Origin of the sequence: Streptomyces sp. NPDC002580, assembly GCF_042889485.1 — a bacterium.
Taxonomy (GTDB): domain Bacteria; phylum Actinomycetota; class Actinomycetes; order Streptomycetales; family Streptomycetaceae; genus Streptomyces.
This window is the reverse complement of sequence record NZ_JBIAQZ010000006.1, coordinates 32,551-50,965: the sequence shown is the minus strand read 5'-3', so window position 1 is coordinate 50,965 and position 18,415 is coordinate 32,551. Positions and strand designations below refer to the sequence as shown.

General features: G+C 72.7%; 19 protein-coding genes and 1 pseudogene. 6 read left to right on the top strand and 14 right to left on the bottom strand.

Annotated features, from left to right (window positions below; translation table 11 throughout):
- Positions 1–208: 208 nt before the first annotated feature.
- From ACFYW7_RS19510 to ACFYW7_RS19500, 3 genes are all read right to left on the bottom strand, one after another.
- Positions 209–1,210: a helix-turn-helix transcriptional regulator gene (locus ACFYW7_RS19510; RefSeq protein WP_389503844.1), complete on the bottom strand. Its 1,002-nt coding sequence runs from the start codon at positions 1,208–1,210 to the stop codon at positions 209–211.
- A gap of 391 nt (positions 1,211–1,601) precedes the next feature.
- The gene (locus ACFYW7_RS19505) at positions 1,602–2,198 is read right to left on the bottom strand and encodes a transglycosylase family protein (protein ID WP_389503841.1); all 597 of its coding nucleotides are present in this window, start codon (positions 2,196–2,198) and stop codon (positions 1,602–1,604) included.
- 117 nt (positions 2,199–2,315) lie between these two features.
- Positions 2,316–3,026: a transglycosylase family protein gene (locus ACFYW7_RS19500; protein WP_389503838.1), complete on the bottom strand. Its 711-nt coding sequence runs from the start codon at positions 3,024–3,026 to the stop codon at positions 2,316–2,318.
- 542 nt (positions 3,027–3,568) lie between these two features.
- On the opposite strand from ACFYW7_RS19500, the gene ACFYW7_RS19495 reads away from it, so the two are divergent.
- Positions 3,569–4,342, top strand: a complete 774-nt coding sequence (locus ACFYW7_RS19495; protein WP_389503836.1) for a hypothetical protein — start codon at positions 3,569–3,571, stop codon at positions 4,340–4,342.
- Positions 4,343–4,625: 283 nt separating this feature from the next.
- Positions 4,626–4,964, top strand: coding sequence for a hypothetical protein (locus tag ACFYW7_RS19490; RefSeq protein WP_389503834.1), 339 nt, complete (start codon positions 4,626–4,628; stop codon positions 4,962–4,964).
- A 67-nt stretch (positions 4,965–5,031) separates the two neighbouring features.
- On the opposite strand, the gene der is transcribed toward ACFYW7_RS19490, so the two are convergent.
- From der to aroH, 5 genes are all read right to left on the bottom strand, one after another.
- Positions 5,032–6,510: a ribosome biogenesis GTPase Der gene (gene der, locus ACFYW7_RS19485; protein ID WP_389503832.1), complete on the bottom strand. Its 1,479-nt coding sequence runs from the start codon at positions 6,508–6,510 to the stop codon at positions 5,032–5,034.
- A 78-nt stretch (positions 6,511–6,588) separates the two neighbouring features.
- Entirely contained in the window at positions 6,589–7,302 is a 714-nt protein-coding gene (locus ACFYW7_RS19480; protein ID WP_389503830.1) for a lysophospholipid acyltransferase family protein, read from the bottom strand.
- Positions 7,260–7,955 carry a (d)CMP kinase gene (gene cmk, locus ACFYW7_RS19475; protein ID WP_389503828.1) on the bottom strand — a complete coding sequence of 232 codons (696 nt, stop codon included), beginning with the start codon at positions 7,953–7,955 and terminating at the stop codon, positions 7,260–7,262. The genes ACFYW7_RS19480 and cmk overlap by 43 nt, the downstream gene beginning before the upstream one ends.
- A 290-nt stretch (positions 7,956–8,245) precedes the next feature.
- Positions 8,246–9,331 carry a prephenate dehydrogenase gene (locus ACFYW7_RS19470; RefSeq protein ID WP_389503826.1) on the bottom strand — a complete coding sequence of 362 codons (1,086 nt, stop codon included), beginning with the start codon at positions 9,329–9,331 and terminating at the stop codon, positions 8,246–8,248.
- Positions 9,328–9,690: a chorismate mutase gene (aroH, locus tag ACFYW7_RS19465; protein WP_389503824.1), complete on the bottom strand. Its 363-nt coding sequence runs from the start codon at positions 9,688–9,690 to the stop codon at positions 9,328–9,330. Before aroH ends, ACFYW7_RS19470 begins: the two co-directional genes overlap by 4 nt.
- A gap of 259 nt (positions 9,691–9,949) precedes the next feature.
- On the opposite strand from aroH, the gene ACFYW7_RS19460 reads away from it, so the two are divergent.
- The 4 genes and pseudogenes from ACFYW7_RS19460 to ACFYW7_RS19445 form a co-directional block, all read left to right on the top strand.
- Positions 9,950–10,642 (top strand): hypothetical protein, encoded by a 693-nt coding sequence (locus ACFYW7_RS19460; RefSeq protein ID WP_389503822.1) that lies wholly within the window; start codon positions 9,950–9,952, stop codon positions 10,640–10,642.
- A 24-nt stretch (positions 10,643–10,666) separates the two neighbouring features.
- Positions 10,667–11,251 (top strand): DUF6529 family protein, encoded by a 585-nt coding sequence (locus ACFYW7_RS19455; protein WP_389503820.1) that lies wholly within the window; start codon positions 10,667–10,669, stop codon positions 11,249–11,251.
- Positions 11,248–11,658 (top strand): Rieske (2Fe-2S) protein, encoded by a 411-nt coding sequence (locus tag ACFYW7_RS19450; protein WP_389503818.1) that lies wholly within the window; start codon positions 11,248–11,250, stop codon positions 11,656–11,658. The genes ACFYW7_RS19455 and ACFYW7_RS19450 overlap by 4 nt, the downstream gene beginning before the upstream one ends.
- 21 nt (positions 11,659–11,679) lie before the next feature.
- A pseudogene (locus ACFYW7_RS19445) lies at positions 11,680–12,384 on the top strand (DNA polymerase beta superfamily protein); the annotation flags it as partial.
- 75 nt (positions 12,385–12,459) lie between these two features.
- Here the strand turns inward: ACFYW7_RS19445 and ACFYW7_RS19440 are convergent.
- From ACFYW7_RS19440 to ACFYW7_RS19415, 6 genes are all read right to left on the bottom strand, one after another.
- Entirely contained in the window at positions 12,460–13,275 is an 816-nt protein-coding gene (locus ACFYW7_RS19440; RefSeq protein WP_389503816.1) for a DNA polymerase beta superfamily protein, read from the bottom strand.
- Between the two features lie 3 nt (positions 13,276–13,278).
- Positions 13,279–14,301, bottom strand: a complete 1,023-nt coding sequence (locus tag ACFYW7_RS19435) for an ADP-ribosylglycohydrolase family protein (RefSeq protein ID WP_389503814.1) — start codon at positions 14,299–14,301, stop codon at positions 13,279–13,281.
- Positions 14,301–15,056 carry an NUDIX domain-containing protein gene (locus ACFYW7_RS19430; RefSeq protein ID WP_389503812.1) on the bottom strand — a complete coding sequence of 252 codons (756 nt, stop codon included), beginning with the start codon at positions 15,054–15,056 and terminating at the stop codon, positions 14,301–14,303. The genes ACFYW7_RS19435 and ACFYW7_RS19430 overlap by 1 nt, the downstream gene beginning before the upstream one ends.
- Before the next feature lie 180 nt (positions 15,057–15,236).
- Positions 15,237–16,715, bottom strand: a complete 1,479-nt coding sequence (locus ACFYW7_RS19425) for a DHA2 family efflux MFS transporter permease subunit (RefSeq protein ID WP_389503810.1) — start codon at positions 16,713–16,715, stop codon at positions 15,237–15,239.
- A 24-nt stretch (positions 16,716–16,739) separates the two neighbouring features.
- A complete protein-coding gene (locus ACFYW7_RS19420; RefSeq protein ID WP_389503808.1) occupies positions 16,740–17,330 on the bottom strand; it encodes a TIGR03086 family metal-binding protein in 591 nt (196 codons plus the stop codon).
- Positions 17,327–18,295 (bottom strand): sigma-70 family RNA polymerase sigma factor, encoded by a 969-nt coding sequence (locus ACFYW7_RS19415; RefSeq protein WP_389503806.1) that lies wholly within the window; start codon positions 18,293–18,295, stop codon positions 17,327–17,329. The genes ACFYW7_RS19420 and ACFYW7_RS19415 overlap by 4 nt, the downstream gene beginning before the upstream one ends.
- Positions 18,296–18,415 lie beyond the last annotated feature (120 nt).

Here is an 18,415-nt window from a genome sequence, read left to right as displayed (position 1 = left end):
TGTTTCGCACGCCTTCGAACGTAATTCCGAGCAGGGCGAGAAAACTCCGAATACCTCTGCGAAATGCGCGGATCCGTACGTCCCCCGACGCCTTTCGATTCCGGCCCGCTCCGATTCCACCGCGCGGCGATAAAACTGACGGCACATAAGAAATACACGGTTCCGGCACAGAACCGCCGCACGGCTTCCGACGGATCCCGGGAGTCCGCTACCGCGCCGCGCCGGTGATCGTCCGCGGCCTGGGCCCCTGCCTCTCCAGCGCCCTGGACAGCCGGTCCCGGGCCGTTCTGATCGCGTCACCGAGCTCGGCCGGTTCGATGATCTCGAACTCGAATCCCGTCATCGTCACGTGGATGACCATGACGTCGAGGGTCGCCGCCCCGGTGCGCAGGACGCAGCTGTCCTCCCCGGAGGCCTCCAGGGTGCCGGCCGAGGGGGAGATCCGCGCGGCGGCCTCCTCCAGCGGCACCAGCAGCCGGACGACCGCCTCCGTGGCGTAGGCACGGGTGGAGACGCCCTTGGAGACGTACGCGGCGAGATCCTCAGCCGGTGGCGTGCGGGGGGTGAAGCGCGGTCCGTGCGGCGGCCGGGGCGTGATCCGGTCGGCCCGGAACGTACGCCAGTCCTCCCGGTCGGTGTCCCAGGCGACCAGGTACCAGCGGCGTTCGGTGCAGACCAGCCGGTACGGCTCGACGGTGCGGCGGGTGGCGGAGCCCTCGTGGTCGCGGTACTCGAACCGCAGCCGCTCGCTGTCGCGGCAGGCGTTGGCCAGTTCGGTGAGGACGGCCGGATCGACGGGGGACGGCTCCGGACCCCGCAGCATCGGCACGGTGAAGGCGTTCAGGGCGCCGACCCGGCGCCGCAGCCGGTTCGGCAGGACCTGCTCCAGCTTGGCGAGGGCGCGCACCGAGGACTCGCCGATGCCCTCGATGCCCTGCCCCGCCGCCGTGCGCAGTCCGACGGCCACCGCGACCGCCTCGTCGTCGTCCAGCAGCAGCGGGGGCAGCTCGGCCCCGGGACCGAGCTGGTAGCCGCCGCCCGTCCCCGGGCTGGCGTTCACGGGGTAACCCAGTCCGCGCAGCCGGTCGACGTCCCGGCGGACCGTGCGCGGGGTGACGCCGAGCCGCCCGGCGAGGTCCGCGCCCGACCATTCGCGGTGGGCCTGCAGCAGGGAGAGAAGGCGCAGCAGTCGTGCGGAGGTCTCCAACATGCGCCCGAGTCTGGCACCCCTCGCGGACAGCCACTGTCCGCGATCCCGCGCCGCGAAGCGGTCGTAACCGGCGCGGGGAGCGGCCGAGGAACGCTGCGCGGAGGGGCCGGGGAGCGGCGCAAGGCGGGGCGCCGGGTCCGGGGCCCGGACCGGACGGCGGGGGCCCAGGCCGGCCACCGGGGGCCGCCAGCCTGGCACCGGGGGCAAGGCCGGGCACAGCGGGGGCCCGCCAACCTGGCACCAGGGTCCCAGGCCGGCCCCTGAGGGCCGTCGGCCGGGCTCCGGGCTCCGGGCTCCGGGCTCCGGGCTGCTGACTCCCGGCTGCTGACTCCCGGCTCCCGGCTCCCGGCTCCCGGCTCCCGGCTCCCGGCTCCCGGCTCCCGGCGGCCGCCTACGGGATGACGAGTCGGAGACCCTTCCTCAGTCGGTCCGGGCTGCGGCCGATCTTCTTCTTGTTGGCCTTGTACAGCGCCTGCCAGCCGCCCTTGACCCGGTGCTTGCGGGCGATCGACACGAGCGTCTCGCCGGTCTTCACGACATGGACGGCCACCTGCAGCGCGTACACCTTGGAACAGGCGGGCCAGGCCCTCCACCCCTGGACGGCCTGCACCTTCTTGGCGACCTTGATCTGCTGCGCGCGGGTGGCGAGATCGGCGCGGGGAGCGTAGGCGAGCCCCCCGAACTCCACCCAGGTGGGCTGCCAGAACTGAAGCCCCCCGTAGAGGCCGTTCCCGGTGTTCGCGTGCCAGCGCCCGCCGCTCTCGCACTCGGCGAGACAGCCCCAGGGCCATTCGTCGTCCGCGCAGTCCTGCGGCACCACCGCCGCGCGGGGACCGGCGGACGGCGACGCCTCCACGGCGGCCGCGCCCTGCGGTACGAGAGCGGCCAGCAGGGCGGCGACCACGGCCGCGTACCGGACGCGTCCGCTCGGCAGCCGGGCCACGGTCCACGTGGTCGGCGGGGTCCGGCTGCTCTGCGTGGGAGGCATCGGGCCACGCTAAGCAGCGCGGCCCGCCCGCCCGTCCAGCCACGCCCGGCGGGCAGGGGGCTCCACCCGGTCGGACGACCGGGTGGAGCCCCCTGCCCGGGACGACGGGAACGGGGCTCAGATGTCGAGCCGCTGCCCGGGCACGATCAGATCGGGATCATCGCCGATGACGGCCTTGTTGGCTGCGTAGATCTTCTGCCAGGTGGTCCCGTGCCGCGCGGCGACGGCACTCAGGGTGTCGCCCTCGCGGACGGTGTAGTCGCCGCGGGACGAGCCGCGGCCGGTGTGGCCCGGGGAACGGTCCGGCGTCTTCGCCGGCTGCTCCGCCGGGGCGGACTTCGGTGTCGGCTTCGGGTGCGACTTCGGTGTCGATCCGGTGGCCGACCCCGTGGTCGCCGAACCCGCGGCCGACCCGGCGCCCGCGGCGGGCGCGTTTCCGTAGGCTCCGGCGCGGGCCGAGCAGGTCGGCCAGGCACCCCACCCCTGCGCGCGCTGGACCTTGCTCGCCACGGCTATCTGCGCGCCCCTGGACGCCTTGTCGGCGGTCGGCGCGTAGGCCGTCCCGCCGTAGGCGCGCCAGGTGCCCGCGGAGAACTGGAGCCCCCCGTAGTAGCCGTTGCCGGTGTTGATGTGCCAGTTGCCGCCGCTCTCGCACCGGGCGATGCGGTCCCACACTCCACTGTCCGCCGCGGCGGCCTGGCCGGTCGCGGCGAGCAGTCCGAGCGGGGCGAGCAGTGCCGCCCCGGCCAGGACCGCCGTCGTACGCGTCTTGTTCGGCGTACGAGCCTTGTGACTGTTCTCGTGAGTGCTGTCGGCACATACGGACATGTAATTCCCTCTCGAAACACCCGGGATCCCCCAAGGCCGGGACGCGACGGCCCGCGTGTAGGACACGACCGTCGCGCTCCGCCCCCGTCCGCCGAAGGTGGTGCTGTGCTGCGATCTGCTGTGGTTCGGCCGGCGGACCCGCCCGAGCGGTGCTCTCTGCACACGGCGAAGGAATCTAGGGAGCCGGGCGCCCCGATATCAACCAACTCCTTGTCATTCGAGGCCAGTTCGCCGTTACCGTGGGTATCGTCGATTTTCAGCCACCCGTTTCATTGGGTGATTTCCGGATTTGTCGACCAGTGACCCTGGTGATCTGTGACCCACTTCACCCAATCAACTTCCCTACGACTCCTTGAAGTTGACTTGGAGTAACCAATTCCGGGGGCGCTCTCACCCTCGGCGTCGGATGGTTCGATTCCGTTCGCTCCCGAGCGTGACTCCGGCCACAGATCACCCGTTGACATCTTCATGAGCCGGGAACCCCCGGCCCATGGGCCGGGAGCCACCCGGCACCGCCACGCACCGCATCCCGAGGAGCCACCGTGCCGCGCATGCTCGACGTCAGCGACGACGTACGCGCCGAGATCGGCGACGAAGAAGCCGACCGGCTGCTCGCCGGAGAGAACGCCCCGGGCAGTTACGACTGCACGTCGTGCCGCACCCAGGGCGACTCGGAACAGGAGCGCACCAGCACCGTCCTGTTCATCGGCGACGAGACCGCCGTCCTCGCCTTCGCCCACGCCACCTGCCTGCCCTCCCAGGTCGTGCAGGTCACCGAGGAACAACTCCAGGGCGCCGTCCGCTCGATCCACCCCGACGGCCCACCCACCGACTCCACCCCCGAGCAGGCCGTGCTCGGTGTCACGAGCGGACTCGTCCTGATCAAAGGCGAGTTGCACCCTGCGCTCGTCGTCGAACCGACCGGGCCGATCGTGCGCCCCGGCTCGACCGACATCGGCGACGACTTCCTGCCCCTGCTGATCGAGCAGGGCTTCATGCCCGCGATCGAACTGAACTCGGTGCCGCCGGTCCTGCACGGCTGGTCCGTCCTGCTCGCCGCGGGCCAGCTGCACGCCGTGCTCCAGCCGGGCACCGGCGGCGGCTCCCCCGTCGCCTGGTGGCAGGCCCACCAGGCGCTCCAGGTCACCGACAGCTGGCGTGCCGCCGCCAACAAGCACCAGCAGGTGCTCCTGTTCGCGGCACCGGTCGGCTCGATCGGGCGTCAGCCCAGGGAGGACCTGCTGCGCGACGCGCTCGACAAGGCGGCGGCCAACGGCAAGCTGGTCGCGGCCGCGATGCCGCTGGCCGGCACCTGAGGTCACCGCGGCACGCGCACGCCCGGCGGGGTTCGCCGGGGAACCGAGGACAACCCGACCTGCTCCGGCAGGAAGGGTCGCTTGACCGGTTCCCCGCGCCCCCGCGCGCGCCGCTCGCTCCCGGTGACCTGCGAAATCACCGTTCCGACCGCATCTGTTGGGGGACGGGGTCGTTGGCACGTACGTGCACACCTACGACGTCCCCGGCCGCCGGCCCTTCCAGCCGGTCCCTCCCTCGGGCACTCCCGTCCGCTCGAGCAGAGAGGTGCCGGCGTCGCGACCGGTGCAGAACCCTCAGGGCGGCCCGTCCCCCACACCGATCTACGACGCGATCTACGCCGAGTGGGTCAGTTCCTTCCGGACCCTGCCCGGCGACCGGTACGGCGAGGAGGATCTCGGCTTCAAGGCCTTCGGGATCCTCGGGCGCGGTTCGAACTCGTACAGCTCGTCGAACTCGTACAGCTCGTACAGCGCGGGAGCGCACACGGCCCGGCAGATCGCCGCGCAGCACGGACCGACCACGACGACGACCGCCGCGTGGCAGCCGGGCACGCGTCAGCACGGCACCGGGATGCACCACATCCCGGCCGCCCTGCCGCCCGCGCCGCGCAGGGGTCATTGAGCGGCGGGACCTGAACGACGCGAAGGGGCGGCTCCCGTGGGAGCCGCCCCTTCGCGTCGTTCAGGCGTTACTTCTTCTTGTTGGCGCCGCGCTTCTCGCGCACCCGCACCGAGATGTGGATCGGCGTGCCCGCGAAGTCGAACTCCTCGCGCAGGCGGCGCTCGATGAAGCGCCGGTACCCGTGCTCGATGAAGCCGGAGGCGAAGAGCACGAACCGCGGGGGCTTGGTGCCCGCCTGCGTGCCGAACAGGATGCGGGGCTGCTTGCCGCCGCGGACCGGGTGCGGGTGGGCGGCGACCAGCTCGCCGAGGAAGGCGTTCAGGCGGCCGGTCGGGACGCGGGTCTCCCAGCCGTCCAGGGCCGTCTCGATCGCCGGGACCAGCCTCTCCATGTGACGGCCGGTGCGGGCCGACACGTTCACCCGGGGCGCCCAGGACACCTGGGCGAGCTCGGTCTCGATCTCCCGCTCCAGGTAGTAGCGGCGCTCCTCGTCGAGGGTGTCCCACTTGTTGAAGGCGAGGACGATGGCACGGCCCGCCTCGACCGCCATGGTGACGATCCGCTGGTCCTGCACGGAGATGGTCTCGGACGCGTCGATCAGGATGACCGCGACCTCGGCCTTCTCGACGGCGGCGGCGGTGCGCAGCGAGGCGTAGTAGTCGGCGCCCTGCTGGAGGTGGACCCGCTTGCGGATGCCCGCGGTGTCGATGAACTTCCAGGTGATGCCGCCGAGTTCGATGAGCTCGTCGACCGGGTCACGGGTGGTGCCCGCGATCTCGTTGACGACCACGCGGTCCTCGTTCGCCACCTTGTTCAGCAGCGAGGACTTGCCGACGTTCGGGCGGCCGATGAGCGCGATACGGCGGGGGCCGCCGACCGCGGTGCCGAAGGTCTGCGCCGGGGCCTCGGGCAGCGCCTCCAGGACGGCGTCCAGCATGTCTCCGGTGCCGCGGCCGTGCAGCGCGGAGACCGGGTGCGGCTCGCCGAGACCGAGGGCCCAGAGGTACGAGGCGTCGGACTCGCCGCTCAGGCCGTCGACCTTGTTGGCGCACAGGACGACGGGCTTGGCGGCCTTGCGGAGGAGGCGGACGACGGCCTCGTCGGTGTCGGTGGCGCCGACCTTGGCGTCGACGACGAAGACGACCGCGTCGGCGGCCTCGATCGCGTACTCGGCCTGCGCGGCGACGGACGCGTCGATGCCGAGGACGTCCTGCTCCCAGCCGCCGGTGTCGACGAGCTTGAAGCGGCGGCCCGCCCACTCGGCCTCGTAGGTCACCCGGTCACGGGTGACGCCGGGCTTGTCCTCGACGACGGCCTCGCGGCGGCCGATGATGCGGTTCACCAGGGTCGACTTGCCGACGTTCGGGCGGCCGACGACGGCGAGAACGGGCAGCGGGCCGTGGCCCGCCTCACCGATCGCGCCCTCGACGTCCTCGACGTCGAAGCCCTCTTCCGCGGCGAGCTCCATGAACTCCGCGTACTCGGCGTCGCCAAGCGCCCCGTGCTCGTGCGCAGCCGAGCCGTCGGGCTGGATGTGGTCGTTCATGAAGTCCGTACCTCGTCGTTCATTCGTGGTGATCGGTGGAGCAACCGCAAACCGGCTGATCCACTACTCAAGTGTCGCCTAACGCCCGGCGGGGCGCCCGACGTTTTCCGGGCGTCCGGTCAGACGCCTGGCGTGGTCCAGGTGGGCGCTGAGCTGCTTCTGGATGCGGCCGGTGGCCTCGTCCAGTGCCTTGCGCGTACGCCGTCCGCTGCCGTCGCCCGCTTCGAAGGGGTCGCCGAAGACGACGTCGACCTTGCTGCGCAGCGGGGGCAGCGCCTTTATCAACCGGCTGTTCTTCTCGGAACTTCCCAGTACCGCCACCGGGACGATCGGGGCTCCGCTGCGCACCGCGAAGTACGCGAGCCCGGCACGCAGCGAGGCGAAGTCGCCCTCGCCCCGGGTGCCCTCGGGGAAGATCCCGAGGACGCCGCCGGCCGCCAGGACGCCGAGGGCGTCGGTGATGGCCGTGCGGTCGGCGGTGTGACGGTCGACCTTCAGCTGGCCGATGCCCAGCAGGAACGGGTCGAGCGGGCCGATGAACGCTTCCTTCTTGATCAGGAAGTGCGTCGGCCTGGGCGCCACACCCATGACCATCGGCCCGTCGATGTTGTGCGAGTGGTTCACGGCCAGGATCGCCGGACCGGCCGCGGGAACCTTCCAGGCGCCCAGAACACGGGGCTTGAACAGCCCGTACATCAGGCCGACGCCGATGCGGCGGCCCACCTCGGCGCCTCTCTCGGAAGGTGCGGTCACTTGGCGTCCCGCTTCTCCTCGACGAGGGTGACGACGCACTCGATGACCTGCTGGAGCGTGAGGTCGGAGGTGTCCACCTCGACCGCGTCGTCGGCCTTGGCCAGCGGGGAGGTCTTACGGCTGGAGTCGGCCGCGTCCCGCTTGATCAGCGCCTCACGGGTCGCGTCGATGTCCGCGCCCTTCAGCTCACCGCTGCGGCGGGCGGCACGCGCCTCCGGGGAAGCGGTGAGGAAGATCTTCAGGTCGGCGTCGGGCAGCACGGTGGTGCCGATGTCCCGGCCCTCGACGACGATGCCGAGGGGAGCGGACCCGGCGAGGGCGCGCTGCAGCTCGGTGATCCGGGCGCGGACCTCGGGCACGGCGCTGACCGCGCTGACCTTGGAGGTGACCTCCTGGGTGCGGATCGGGCCCGCGACGTCGGTCCCGTCGACCGTGATGGTCGGCGCGGCCGGGTCGGTACCGGAGATGATCTCCGGCTTGCCGGCCACGTCGGCGATCGCCGCGGGGTCCGTTATGTCGATGCCGTTGCTGACCATCCACCACGTGATCGCGCGGTACTGCGCCCCCGTGTCCAGGTAGCTCAGGCCGAGCTTCGCGGCCACGGCCTTCGAGGTGCTCGACTTGCCCGTGCCGGAGGGGCCGTCGATGGCGACAATCACAGCCGGAGCGGTACGGGCGGCGCCGTTGTCCACGGTGGGAACACCTTCCTGGTGCGGGATGGAGGTCTGTGCGGAGCGCGAGCGCGCCCCGCACAAGGTTACTGGCTCCGCGGACCCCGTATTACTGGCCCGTCCCGGGAGCGGTCGCCGAGCCCCGCCGCCACGGTGCCCGGCCCCTCCCCGATTCCCCTCACGCCGGGCTCGCGCCTCCGGGCGCCCGGCGCCTCGGCGCCCTCGCCCGGACCCGCCGCCCACGGCCGACGGAGATCACCGGCGGCGGGCGCACGACCCGCCGGGCGGGCCGCCCGGGGCGGCCCCGGCGGTCACTGCCGCAGCGCCCAGCCCCGGTCCCGCAGCGCCGCGGCGAGCACCGGCACCGCCTTCGGCTCGACCATGAGCTGCACCAGACCGGCCTGCTGACCGGTCGCGTGCTCGATGCGCACGTCCTCGATGTTGACCCCGGCCATCCCCGCGTCGGCGAAGATGCGGGCCAGCTGGCCGGGCTGGTCGTCGATGAGGACGGCCACGACCTCGTACGTACGGGGCGCGGAACCGTGCTTGCCGGGGACCCGGACCTGGCCCGCGTTGCCGCGGCGCAGGACCTCCCCGATGCCGGTGGCGCCCTCGAACCGCTTGGCCTCGTCGGAGGACTGGAGGGCGCGCAGTGCCTGGACCGTCTCGTCCAGGTCGGCGGAGACGTCCGAGAGGAGGTCCGCGACCGGTCCCGGGTTCGCGGAGAGGATGTCGATCCACATCCGGGGGTCGGACGCCGCGATCCTGGTCACATCGCGGATGCCCTGCCCGCAGAGCCGTACCGCCGACTCCTCCGCGTGCTCCAGGCGCGCGGCGACCATGCTCGACACCAGGTGCGGCATGTGCGAGACGAGCGCCACGGCACGGTCGTGGGCGTCCGCGTCCATCACGACGGGGACCGCGCGGCAGTGCGACACCAGTTCCAGGGCGAGGTTCAGCACCTCGGTGTCCGTGTCCCGGGTCGGCGTGAGCACCCAGGGGCGTCCCTCGAAAAGGTCGCCGGTCGCGGCCAGCGGGCCGGACTTCTCCCGGCCCGACATGGGGTGCGTGCCGATGTAGGGGGCGAGGTCGAGGCCGAGCGCCTCCAGCTCGCGGCGCGGACCGCCCTTGACGCTGGCGACGTCCAGGTAGCCGCGGGCGAGACCGCGCCGCATGGCGTCCGCGAGGGTCGCGGCGACATGCGCGGGCGGTGCGGCGACGATCGCGAGGTCGACGGGTCCCTCGGGCGCCTCGTCCGTCCCGGCGCCCAGCGCGGCGGCCGTACGGGCCTGCTCCGGATCGCGGTCGGTGAGGTGGACGGTGACGCCGCGGGCGGCGAGCGCGAGGGCCGCGGACGTGCCGATCAGCCCTGTTCCGATGACGAGTGCGGTCCTCACTGGGCGATGTCCTTGCGGAGCGCTCCCGCGGTGCCCAGGTAGACGTGCGCGATGTCGGCGCGCGGCCGGTCGGACTCGATGTGCGCGAGAACACGGACGACCCGGGGCATAGCGCCCTCTATGTCCAGTTCCTGCGCGCAGATCAGGGGGACGTCGACGATGCCGAGCCCCCGCGCCGCGGCGGCCGGGAAGTCGCTGTGCAGATCCGGTGTCGCCGTGAACCAGATGCTGATCAGGTCGTCCGTGGTGAGCGCGTTGCGCTCCAGGATGGCGTTGAGCAGCTCGCTGACCTGCTCGTCCATGTGGCCGGCCTCGTCCCGTTCCAGTTGGACGGCGCCCCGGACCGCTCGTACCGCCACGGTGATACTCCTCGCTGATCTGCGTACACGTCGTGTCCCACCAGCGTAGTCAGCCCCTCACCCGGGGGCGCGGGCCGCCCGCCTGACGAGACGGCCCCGCGCCGGGTTCCGAGGCCGTCACCGGCCGGTCCCGGACTCCGCCGATGTCACTTGAATCGCCCTGTTCCGCTACTTTTGGTGAGAACACGCCCGTACGCCTCTGGACGTGGGCGCGACGGTCCGTTCTCATTGCAGGAGACTCGCCTCGGGGGAGGCTCGAATGAAGCGTCCAGGACCCCTTCTCACTCTTCTCGCGGGGCTTGTGCTCGGCGTGTTCCTGTTGTCGCTCAACGCGACGACGGGGACGAAGAACGCGTCGTCGTACCAGGAGGAGCCGCCCGGCGCCTCCGTGTCACCCGGCGCGCCGTCGGCCTCCGTCTCCGCGTCGGCCTCGGCCTCGCCGTCTCCCGGAGTGTCGCCCAGGCCGTCGCCGACCCGCGGGGCCGTGGCCAACGCCGACTACGCGGGCCGTACCGACGACGACTCCTCGGCGGTCGCCGTGTCCGTGCGCGGCGGCAAGGCGATCGCGTACTTCTGCGACGGCCACGACAAGGAGTCCTGGCTCAAGGGTGACGTGAAGGACGACGGCACCATGAAGCTCACGGGCGGCCACGGCGACGTGCTGGACGGAAAGCTCCGGGACGGCAAGCGGATCGACGGCACCGCCGCGGTCGGCGGGCAGCGCTACGGCTTCAGGGCGGACAAGACGGTCAAGCCGTCCGGGCTGTACCGGGCGACGGCCACCGTGCGCGGCGCGAAGGTCGACGGCGGCTGGATCGTGCTGCCCGACGGAAAGCAGGTCGGTGTCGTCGAGCGCGACGGCACGCCGTCGGCGGCACCGGAGATCGACCCGGAGACCGGCGCCGTGACGATCGACGGACAGAAGATCGTCGCGCGTCCCGTCGTCCCCTGACCCTCTTCCGCAGGGAGCAAGTTCATGACCGTGGACCCGAACTCCGCCACCCAGGGCTTCCCCTCCGCACCACCCGGCCGGGACGGCCCGAGCCCGGCCCGCTATCTCGTCCCGGCCCTGGTCGCCGCGGCGGTCGCGGTCGGCCTCGGCGCCTACGGCAAGGCGCACGACCCGGCCGGGACGGCCTTCAACCTCGCCGGCTTCAGCAGCACCGGCGCCGTGAAGTCATGGCTCGCGACGACGGCGTTCTTCTTCGCGCTCGTCCAGTTCGTCTCGGCGCTCATGATGTACGGAAGACTGCCGGGCCCTGGCTGGGCGTCGACCCTGCACCGGTGGTCGGGGCGGATCGCGTTCCTGGTGGCGGTGCCGGTCGCGGTGCACTGCCTGTACGCGTTGGGCTATCAGACGTACGAACCGCGCGTTCTGTGGCACTCGCTCCTGGGTTGCTTCTTCTTCGGTGTCTTCAGTGCCAAGATGCTGCTGCTCCGCTGGGAGCGCCTGCCCGGCTGGCTGCTGCCGATCGTCGGCGGCCTGGTCTTCGCCGTACTCACGGCCCTCTGGCTGACGTCCGCCCTCTGGTTCTTCCGCACCTTCGGAGTGACGACATGACCGACCGCTCGACGCGACGCACGGTGATTCTCGCGGCGGGGGCGTCCGCGCTGCTCGCCGGGTGCAGTTCGTACGGCGAGGGCGACAGCTCCTCGGACTCCTCCCCGAAGGCCTCCAGCGGCGAGCGGCTCGCCGCCACGAGCGAGATCCCGGTCGGCGGCGGCAAGATCTTCAAGGACCGGAAGATCGTGGTCACCCAGCCGGTGAAGGGCGACTTCAAGGCGTTCTCGGCGATCTGCACGCACCAGGGATGCACCGTGGACACCGTCGCGGACGGAACCATCGACTGCCCTTGCCACCAGAGCAGGTTCAGCGTCCAGGACGGGGCGGTGAAGGGCGGTCCCGCGCCGCGTCCGCTGCCCGCGGAGAAGATCACCGTGGAGGGGGACTCGATCCGGCTGGCGTGAGCCGGCCCGTACGCTCCGGGCATGCCTTCCGAGCCTCGCGCACCCCTGGCGCCCCCGTCGTCGACCGCGTCCCCGGCGGCGGGGCCCCACGGGTCCACAGCGCCGTCCGGGTCCTCCTCGCCCGCCCTCTCCTCCGTGCCGGGCGGCCTGGTGCGGGACCACACGGTCTACTCCTGCGTGATGGGGTCACGCGCGTTCGGGCTGGCCACGGACGACAGCGACACGGACCGCCGGGGCGTCTTCCTCGCCCCGACCGCCCTCTTCTGGCGTTTCGAGAAGCCGCCGACGCATGTCGAGGGGCCGGCCGAGGAGCAGTTCAGCTGGGAGCTGGAGCGGTTCTGCGCGCTCGCGCTGCGCGCCAACCCGAACATCCTGGAGTGCCTGCACTCCCCGCTGGTCGAGTACGTGGACGACACGGGAGAGGAACTCCTCGCCCTGCGGGAGGCGTTCCTCTCCCGGCAGGCGCACGAGACGTTCGCCCGGTACGCCGTCGGCCAGCGGAAGAAGCTGGAGGCGGACCTCCGCACGCACGGCGCGCCGCGCTGGAAGCACGCCATGCATCTGCTGCGCCTCCTGATGAGTTCGCGCGACCTGCTGCGCACCGGTTCCCTGACGATCGACGTACGGGAGCAGCGCGAGCCGCTGCTCGCGGTGAAGCGGGGCGAGCTCTCCTGGGGCGAGGTCGACACCTGGATGTCCCGGCTGGCGGCGGAGGCCGCGGAGGCGGCCGACCGCAGCCCGCTCCCGCCGGAGCCGGACCACGCGCGCGTGGAGGACTTCCTGATCCGGGTGCGCCGCGCCTCAGCGCTCCAGGACGCCGAAGCCGTCCTCGCGGATGCCCGGACCGGCCGCCCCGCCCCGGACGCCGTCGCGGCGGACCCGGACGACGAAGTCGTGCAGGGCGTCGTACGCGGACGGGGCGTCCGGCAGCGCTGAGGCGTCCTGCGCCTCGTCGAGGAGGGTGTGCAGCCGCGCCATGTCCTGCTCCACGCGTGCCCGGGGGACGTCGGCGGCCCCGTGCTCCCGCTCGGCCTTCGCGGCGATCAGGTCCGGCAGGTAGGCGGGCGAGGAGATCTGTCCGGCCAGCGTCGGCAGGTCCGCTTGGACCTCGCCGGTTCGCATGAGGTGGATGCCGGTGAGCAGCACGCGGAACGTGTAGAGCAACGGCTTGAGTTCGCCGGTCCTCTCGAAGAGCCGCCACTGCGTGGTGGCGAAGCCCCGGTAGTGGTGGGCGTGGTGGCGGGTGAGCACGCCCGGCGCGAACGAGATCAGCTCGCGGTGGTCGTCGCCGGTGCGCACGACGAGCGGGGAGAGCAGCTGCTCCAGCACGTATCCGTTGCGCCGCAGCATCAGGCGTACGAACTTGCGCAGGTCGTGGGTGACCAGGTCCATCTCGACCCCGGCCTCGTCCCACATGCGCGACCGGGTCTCCTCCGGCTCGCGGAGCCCGACCAGGTCGGCCGTCGGCAGCAGGTGGACGCCGCGCAGGTCGACGTCGGAGTCGCGCGAGGGGAAGCCGTACAGGTGCGCCCCGGAGACGGTGGCGAAGAGCACGGGGTCGGGCTGTTCGCCCACCAGGCTCGCGAGGTCGGTACCGATGCCGAGGACGTCTGTCATCCCTCAAGCGTCCCAGAGCGCCCCCAGTGACATCAGGTCGCCCTGGTACTCGATGCGGTCGGCCCAGGACGTCGGCCAGGCGTCCGAGCCGTGGTAGGCGCCCGCGAACGCCCCGGTCAGGCAGGCGATCGAGTCGGAGTCGCCCGAGGTGCAGGCGGCCCGGCGCAGGGCCGTGACGGGTTCGTCGACGAACAGCAGGAAGCACAGCAGGCCGGTGGCGAGGGCCTCCTCGGCGACCCAGCCGCCGCCGGTGGCCATGCAGGGGTCGGTCTCGGGCGAGACGGTGCGTACGGCGTGCCGGAGGTTGTCCAGGGCGCCGAGGCACTCGTCCCAGCCGCGGGAGATGTACTGCTCCGGCGTGCCGTCCTCGCTGAAGGTCCACAGGTCGCCGAGCCAGCGGGAGTGGTAGCGGTGCCGGTTCTCGTACGCGTACGAGCGCAGCCGGCCGACCAGCCCCATCGGTTCGACGCCCTGGGTGAGCAGCCAGACCGCGTGCGCGGTGAGGTCCGCGGCGGCCAGCGCGGTGGGGTGGCCGTGGGTCAGCGCGGCCTGCAGCTGCGCGGCGCCCGCGCGCTGTTCGTCGCTGAGCCCGCGGACGAGTCCGACGGGGGCGACGCGCATGTTGGCGCCGCAGCCCTTGGAGCCGATCTGGCTGGCCTCCTGCCAGCGGCGCTTCTCGTTCTTGAGGAGGTTGCAGGCCACGAGGCACGTCCGGCCGGGGGCGCGGTTGTTCTCGGGCGACTGGTACCAGTCCACGAACTCCTCGCGCACCGGCCGCTCCATCCGCAGCGGACCGAGCAGGCCGCGGTTCATCGCCGTGCGCAGCCCCCGCGCCAGCGCCAGCGTCATCTGGGTGTCGTCGGTGACGATCGCGGGCCGGGGCAGCGCCATCTGCCGCCAGGGGCCGCACTTGTCGAGGATGGCGGGCACGGAGTTGAACTCGGTCGGGAACCCGAGCGCGTCACCGAGGGCCAGGCCTATCAGGGATCCGGTGGCGGCGCGCTTCGCGAGGGTCGTGGTGGTCATCAGGGCCGTCCTTCCGAGGTGGGTCGCAGCAGGGGTGGGTGCAGGACTTTGGCGCCGCCCGCGCGGTAGAGGGCGGCGGGCTTGCCCCGGCCTCCGGTGAGGCGCGCGGCGCCGGGGATCTGTTCGACGAATCCCGGCGTCGCGAGCACCTTGCGCCGGAAGTTGGGCCGGTCGAGCACGGTGCCCCACACGGTCTCGTAGACCTGCTGCAGTTCTCCGAGGGTGAACTCGGGCGGGCAGAAGGAGGTGGCGAGGCAGGAGTACTCCAGCTTGCCGCCGACGCGATCGTGGGCGTCGGCGAGGATCCGGTCGTGGTCGAAGGCGAGCGGGCCGAGCGCGTTGAACCGCAGCCACTGGGCCTGCGCCGCGTCACCGCCGCCGTGCGGCTCGGGGGCGTCGGCCAGCAGCGCGGCGAACGCCACGGAGACGATCCGCATACGGGGGTCGCGGTCGGGTTCGCTGTAGGTGCGCAGCTGCTCCAGGTGCAGGCCCGAGATGTCCGACAGGCCGGTCTCCTCGGCGAGTTCGCGGCGGGCCGCCTCCTCCGCGGACTCGTGGGGCAGCACGAAACCGCCGGGCAGGGCCCAGCGGCCGGCGTACGGTTCCTGGCCCCGCTCGACGAGGAGCACCTGGAGTGCGCCCGCGCGCACCGTCAGGACGGCCAGGTCGACGGTGACGGCGAAGGGCTCGAAGGCGTACTTGTCATACCCCTCGGGCGCCGAACCGCCCGGCGCGCGACCTTGTCCTGTCGGCACTCCCCGCCCCCTTTATGGTCACACTGACTATGGTCAGTACGACTATAAAGGGGGCGGGAGGATACCAACAAGGTCCTCAACTCGGGAAGTTGCGGTTTCTCGAACGCGCGCCGGGAAAATCGTGGGCGTCTGCGGCGGGGGCGACGGAAGGTGTGCGGCGACGGCCGGAGACCGTTCGCGTCACCCCTGGACCCTGGCGCGCGACACCTCCGGCCGCCGGACCTCGGCACGGCGCGCGCCTGACTCCCGCGCCCGGGTGCGCGCCGGAGCGAATGCCGCGACGAGCGCCCCCAGGGCCGCGACGCCCGCCGAGACCCACAGCGCCGGACCGCAGCCGTCGACGAAGTCCTCCGCCGAGCCGTAGCCCCCGTCACGCGTGAACACGGCCGCGGCCACGGCGACCCCGAAGACTCCGCCCAGTTCACGCAGCGCGTTGTTGACACCGGCGGCGACGCCCGCGTCGGCGGGCGGCACCGAGGAGGTGACGGCGTTCGCGACGGTGGGGAAGACCATGGAGATGCCGATGCCCGCCACGATCAACGGCAGCACCAGCTGTCCGTAGTCGACACCGGGCCGCACCTGCCGAGCCAGCAGCGCGAGGCCGGCCGCCTGGAGGACGAGCCCTCCGAGCATGAACGGCCGGTTCCCGATCCGGTCGGCGAGGGCGCCCGCGAGCGGTGCCACGAGCAGCGGCATGCCGGTCCACACCAGGATGCGGACCCCGGTCTGCAACGGCGAGTTCCCGAGCCCCAGTTGGAACAGCTGCGTGATCATGAACAGCGAACCGAGCAGCGACATGAACGTCAGGAACGCGACGCCGTTGGCGGTGGAGAAGGCACGCTCGCGGAAGTACCCGAGGGGCAGCATCGGGTACCGCGCCCGCGACCGCTCCCAGCCGAGGAAGGCCGCCACGAAGACGACTCCGACGGCCAGCGCGCCCAGCACCTCGGCGCTCGCCCAGCCCGCCTGCGGGGCCCGCACCGGCGCCCAGGCGAGGCCGGTCAGGCCGACACCGGCCAACAGCAGCCCCACGACGTCGAGTTGCGGACGCGGACCATGGCTCTCCCGCAACTTGGCGGCGGCCAGGGGCAGCATCGCGAGCCCCGTCGGCACGTTCAGCCAGAAGATCCACTGCCAGGACAGGCCCTCGGTGACGGCGCCGCCGAGCACGGGCCCGGCCGCGACGCCGAGGCCCGTCACGCCACCCCACACCCCGATGGCGACGCCCCGCTTCTCGGCCGGGAACGCCTCGCTGATCAGGGTCAGCGTGAGCGGCAGCAGGACGGCGGCGCCGGCGCCCTGGAGCACCCGCGCGGCGATCAGCTGACCCGGTCCCCCGGCCAGGGCCGCGAGAGCCGAGGCCAGCGTGAAGACGGCGAGCCCGACGACGTACATGCGGCGCCGCCCGAAGCGGTCGCCGAGCGCGGCGCCGGTCAGGGTGAGACAGGCGAAGACGAGGTTGTACGCGTTGATCGTCCACTCCAGGTCGGACAGGCTCGCCCCGAAGTCGGCCCGCAGGGCGGGCAGCGCGGTCGCCACGACGACCACGTCGAGGGAGCAGAGCAGCGCTCCCAGTCCGGCCAGGACGACCGTCCACGCCCGCCGTGCGGGCGCGGCGGGCCGCCGGCTGACGGGGGCGCGTGCGGTGGTGTCGGTCATGACGGTTCCTTCCGTGAGGATCACTCACGGAGGACCGACCGGCGCCGCGCCGAAAAGGAATCGCGCCCGGGGTCTCCGTCCCAGGAACGCGAGGAGCACGTCACCGGGACAGGCCGACGCGGGCGGGTCCACCGGATCGGCGAAGCGCACCCCGCGGTCGGCGTCGGTCACCACGAGGTGCGCCACCGTCAGCAGTTCGACGGCGAGTCCGGACGGGATCGGCCGCGGTCGCCCGCAGGACCGCGCGACGTCCCAGCCGTGCACCGCGATCTCCAGGGCGCCGACAGCCGCCAGCAGTCCCCGGTCCATGGACCGGTCCCCCACGACCGGGGTGGACGGCTCGCCGGACCCGGCGGCCCAGGCGCCGAGGAGGGCGCGGGCCCGCTCGCGGAAGGCGCCCACCGGATCGGCGGCCGGGGCGCCGGGACACAGCCCGATCCGCCCGTCCGCGACGCCCTCGTGGAGCGCGTCCACCGAGTCGTCGAGGTGGCGGAGCAACTCCCCCAGGTCCCACGCGGCGCACGGCGTCGGCCGCCCCAGGCCCTCGCGCGGCACGGCGGCGACCCCGCCCAGCGCGTACGCGAGCGACCGGTCCAGGAGCTCCCCCGAGTTCACGGGAGGTCCAGGGGGAGGCCGAATCCCGCGAACCGCCCCGGGTCCAGGAACACGGTGAGCCGCGCGACCCGGCGCTCCTCGACGGTGAGCACCTGCACCGAGTGCGCCCGGAGCACCCCGTCGGCCCCGCGCTCGTACGCCGCCACCGCGGGCTGCCCGTTGGCCCGGACCGGCAGCATGCGGATCCAGCCCGCCTCGCGCCCGGACAGGACCCGTACGCGCAGGAACCGCAGGACGTCCTTCGTGCCGCTGAACCACTCCAGGTGGGGCGGCATCTCCAGCTCCACCCCGTCCCGCAGCAGCCCCAGCAGCGCGTCCATGTCGGCGTTCTCGAAGGCCGACATGTAGCGGTCGAGGAGTTCCCGGTCGTCGGCCCCCTCGGGCTCGACCACCAGATCCTCCTCCGGGGCGACCTCGTCGAGCCGGGCACGCGCGCGCTGGAGGATGCTCTTGACCGCCGCGGTCGAGGTGCCGAGCAGGGCGGCGACCTCGGACGCCCGCCAGGCCAGCACGTCCCGCAGGATGAGCACGGCCCGCTGCCGGGCGGGCAGGTTCTGCAGCGCGGCGACCAGGGCGAGCCGCAGGCTTCCGCGCGCCGCGACGACCGTCGCGGGGTCGACGAGCGTGTCGGGCAGCGGCTGGAGCCAGGGGATGTCGGTCGCGGGGGCCCGCAGCGGCTCCTCGGGCCCGCCGGACGGCCCGCCGAGCCCGGTGGGCAGGGGACGGCGCCCCCGCCCCTCCAGCGCCGTCAGACAGGTGTTGGTGGCGATCCGGTAGAGCCAGGTGCGCAAGGAGGCCCGGCCCTCGTACCCCTCGTAGGACCGCCAGGCCCGCAGATACGTCTCCTGGACGAGGTCCTCGGCGTCGTCGGCCGAACCGAGCATGCGGTAACAGTGGGCGAGCAGCTCCCGCCGGTACGGACCGGTCAGCCGGACGAACTCGTCGCGGTCCGTCGTCGCGGTCATCGCCGCTCCCTTCGTCGCACCGGGACGCGTCGGGCGCACCGGTGGTCCGTTCACGGGTACAGACCGGCCCGGCGGCGAAAACGAATCGGCCGGCCCCGGAAAAGGTTCCGGGACCGGCCG

Bases quoted from the DNA above. Each gene is read 5' to 3' on its own strand.
- ACFYW7_RS19425 (WP_389503810.1), bottom strand. From the start codon at position 16,715: ATGACCGACACCACCGCACGCGCCCCCGTCAGCCGGCGGCCCGCCGCG.
- ACFYW7_RS19450 (WP_389503818.1), top strand. From the start codon at position 11,248: ATGACCGACCGCTCGACGCGACGCACGGTGATTCTCGCGGCGGGGGCG.
- ACFYW7_RS19510 (WP_389503844.1), bottom strand. From the start codon at position 1,210: ATGTTGGAGACCTCCGCACGACTGCTGCGCCTTCTCTCCCTGCTGCAG.
- ACFYW7_RS19455 (WP_389503820.1), top strand. From the start codon at position 10,667: ATGACCGTGGACCCGAACTCCGCCACCCAGGGCTTCCCCTCCGCACCA.
- ACFYW7_RS19460 (WP_389503822.1), top strand. From the start codon at position 9,950: ATGAAGCGTCCAGGACCCCTTCTCACTCTTCTCGCGGGGCTTGTGCTC.
- ACFYW7_RS19500 (WP_389503838.1), bottom strand. From the start codon at position 3,026: ATGTCCGTATGTGCCGACAGCACTCACGAGAACAGTCACAAGGCTCGT.
- ACFYW7_RS19415 (WP_389503806.1), bottom strand. From the start codon at position 18,295: ATGACCGCGACGACGGACCGCGACGAGTTCGTCCGGCTGACCGGTCCG.
- ACFYW7_RS19440 (WP_389503816.1), bottom strand. From the start codon at position 13,275: ATGACAGACGTCCTCGGCATCGGTACCGACCTCGCGAGCCTGGTGGGC.
- der (WP_389503832.1), bottom strand. From the start codon at position 6,510: ATGAACGACCACATCCAGCCCGACGGCTCGGCTGCGCACGAGCACGGG.
- ACFYW7_RS19505 (WP_389503841.1), bottom strand. From the start codon at position 2,198: ATGCCTCCCACGCAGAGCAGCCGGACCCCGCCGACCACGTGGACCGTG.
- ACFYW7_RS19435 (WP_389503814.1), bottom strand. From the start codon at position 14,301: ATGACCACCACGACCCTCGCGAAGCGCGCCGCCACCGGATCCCTGATA.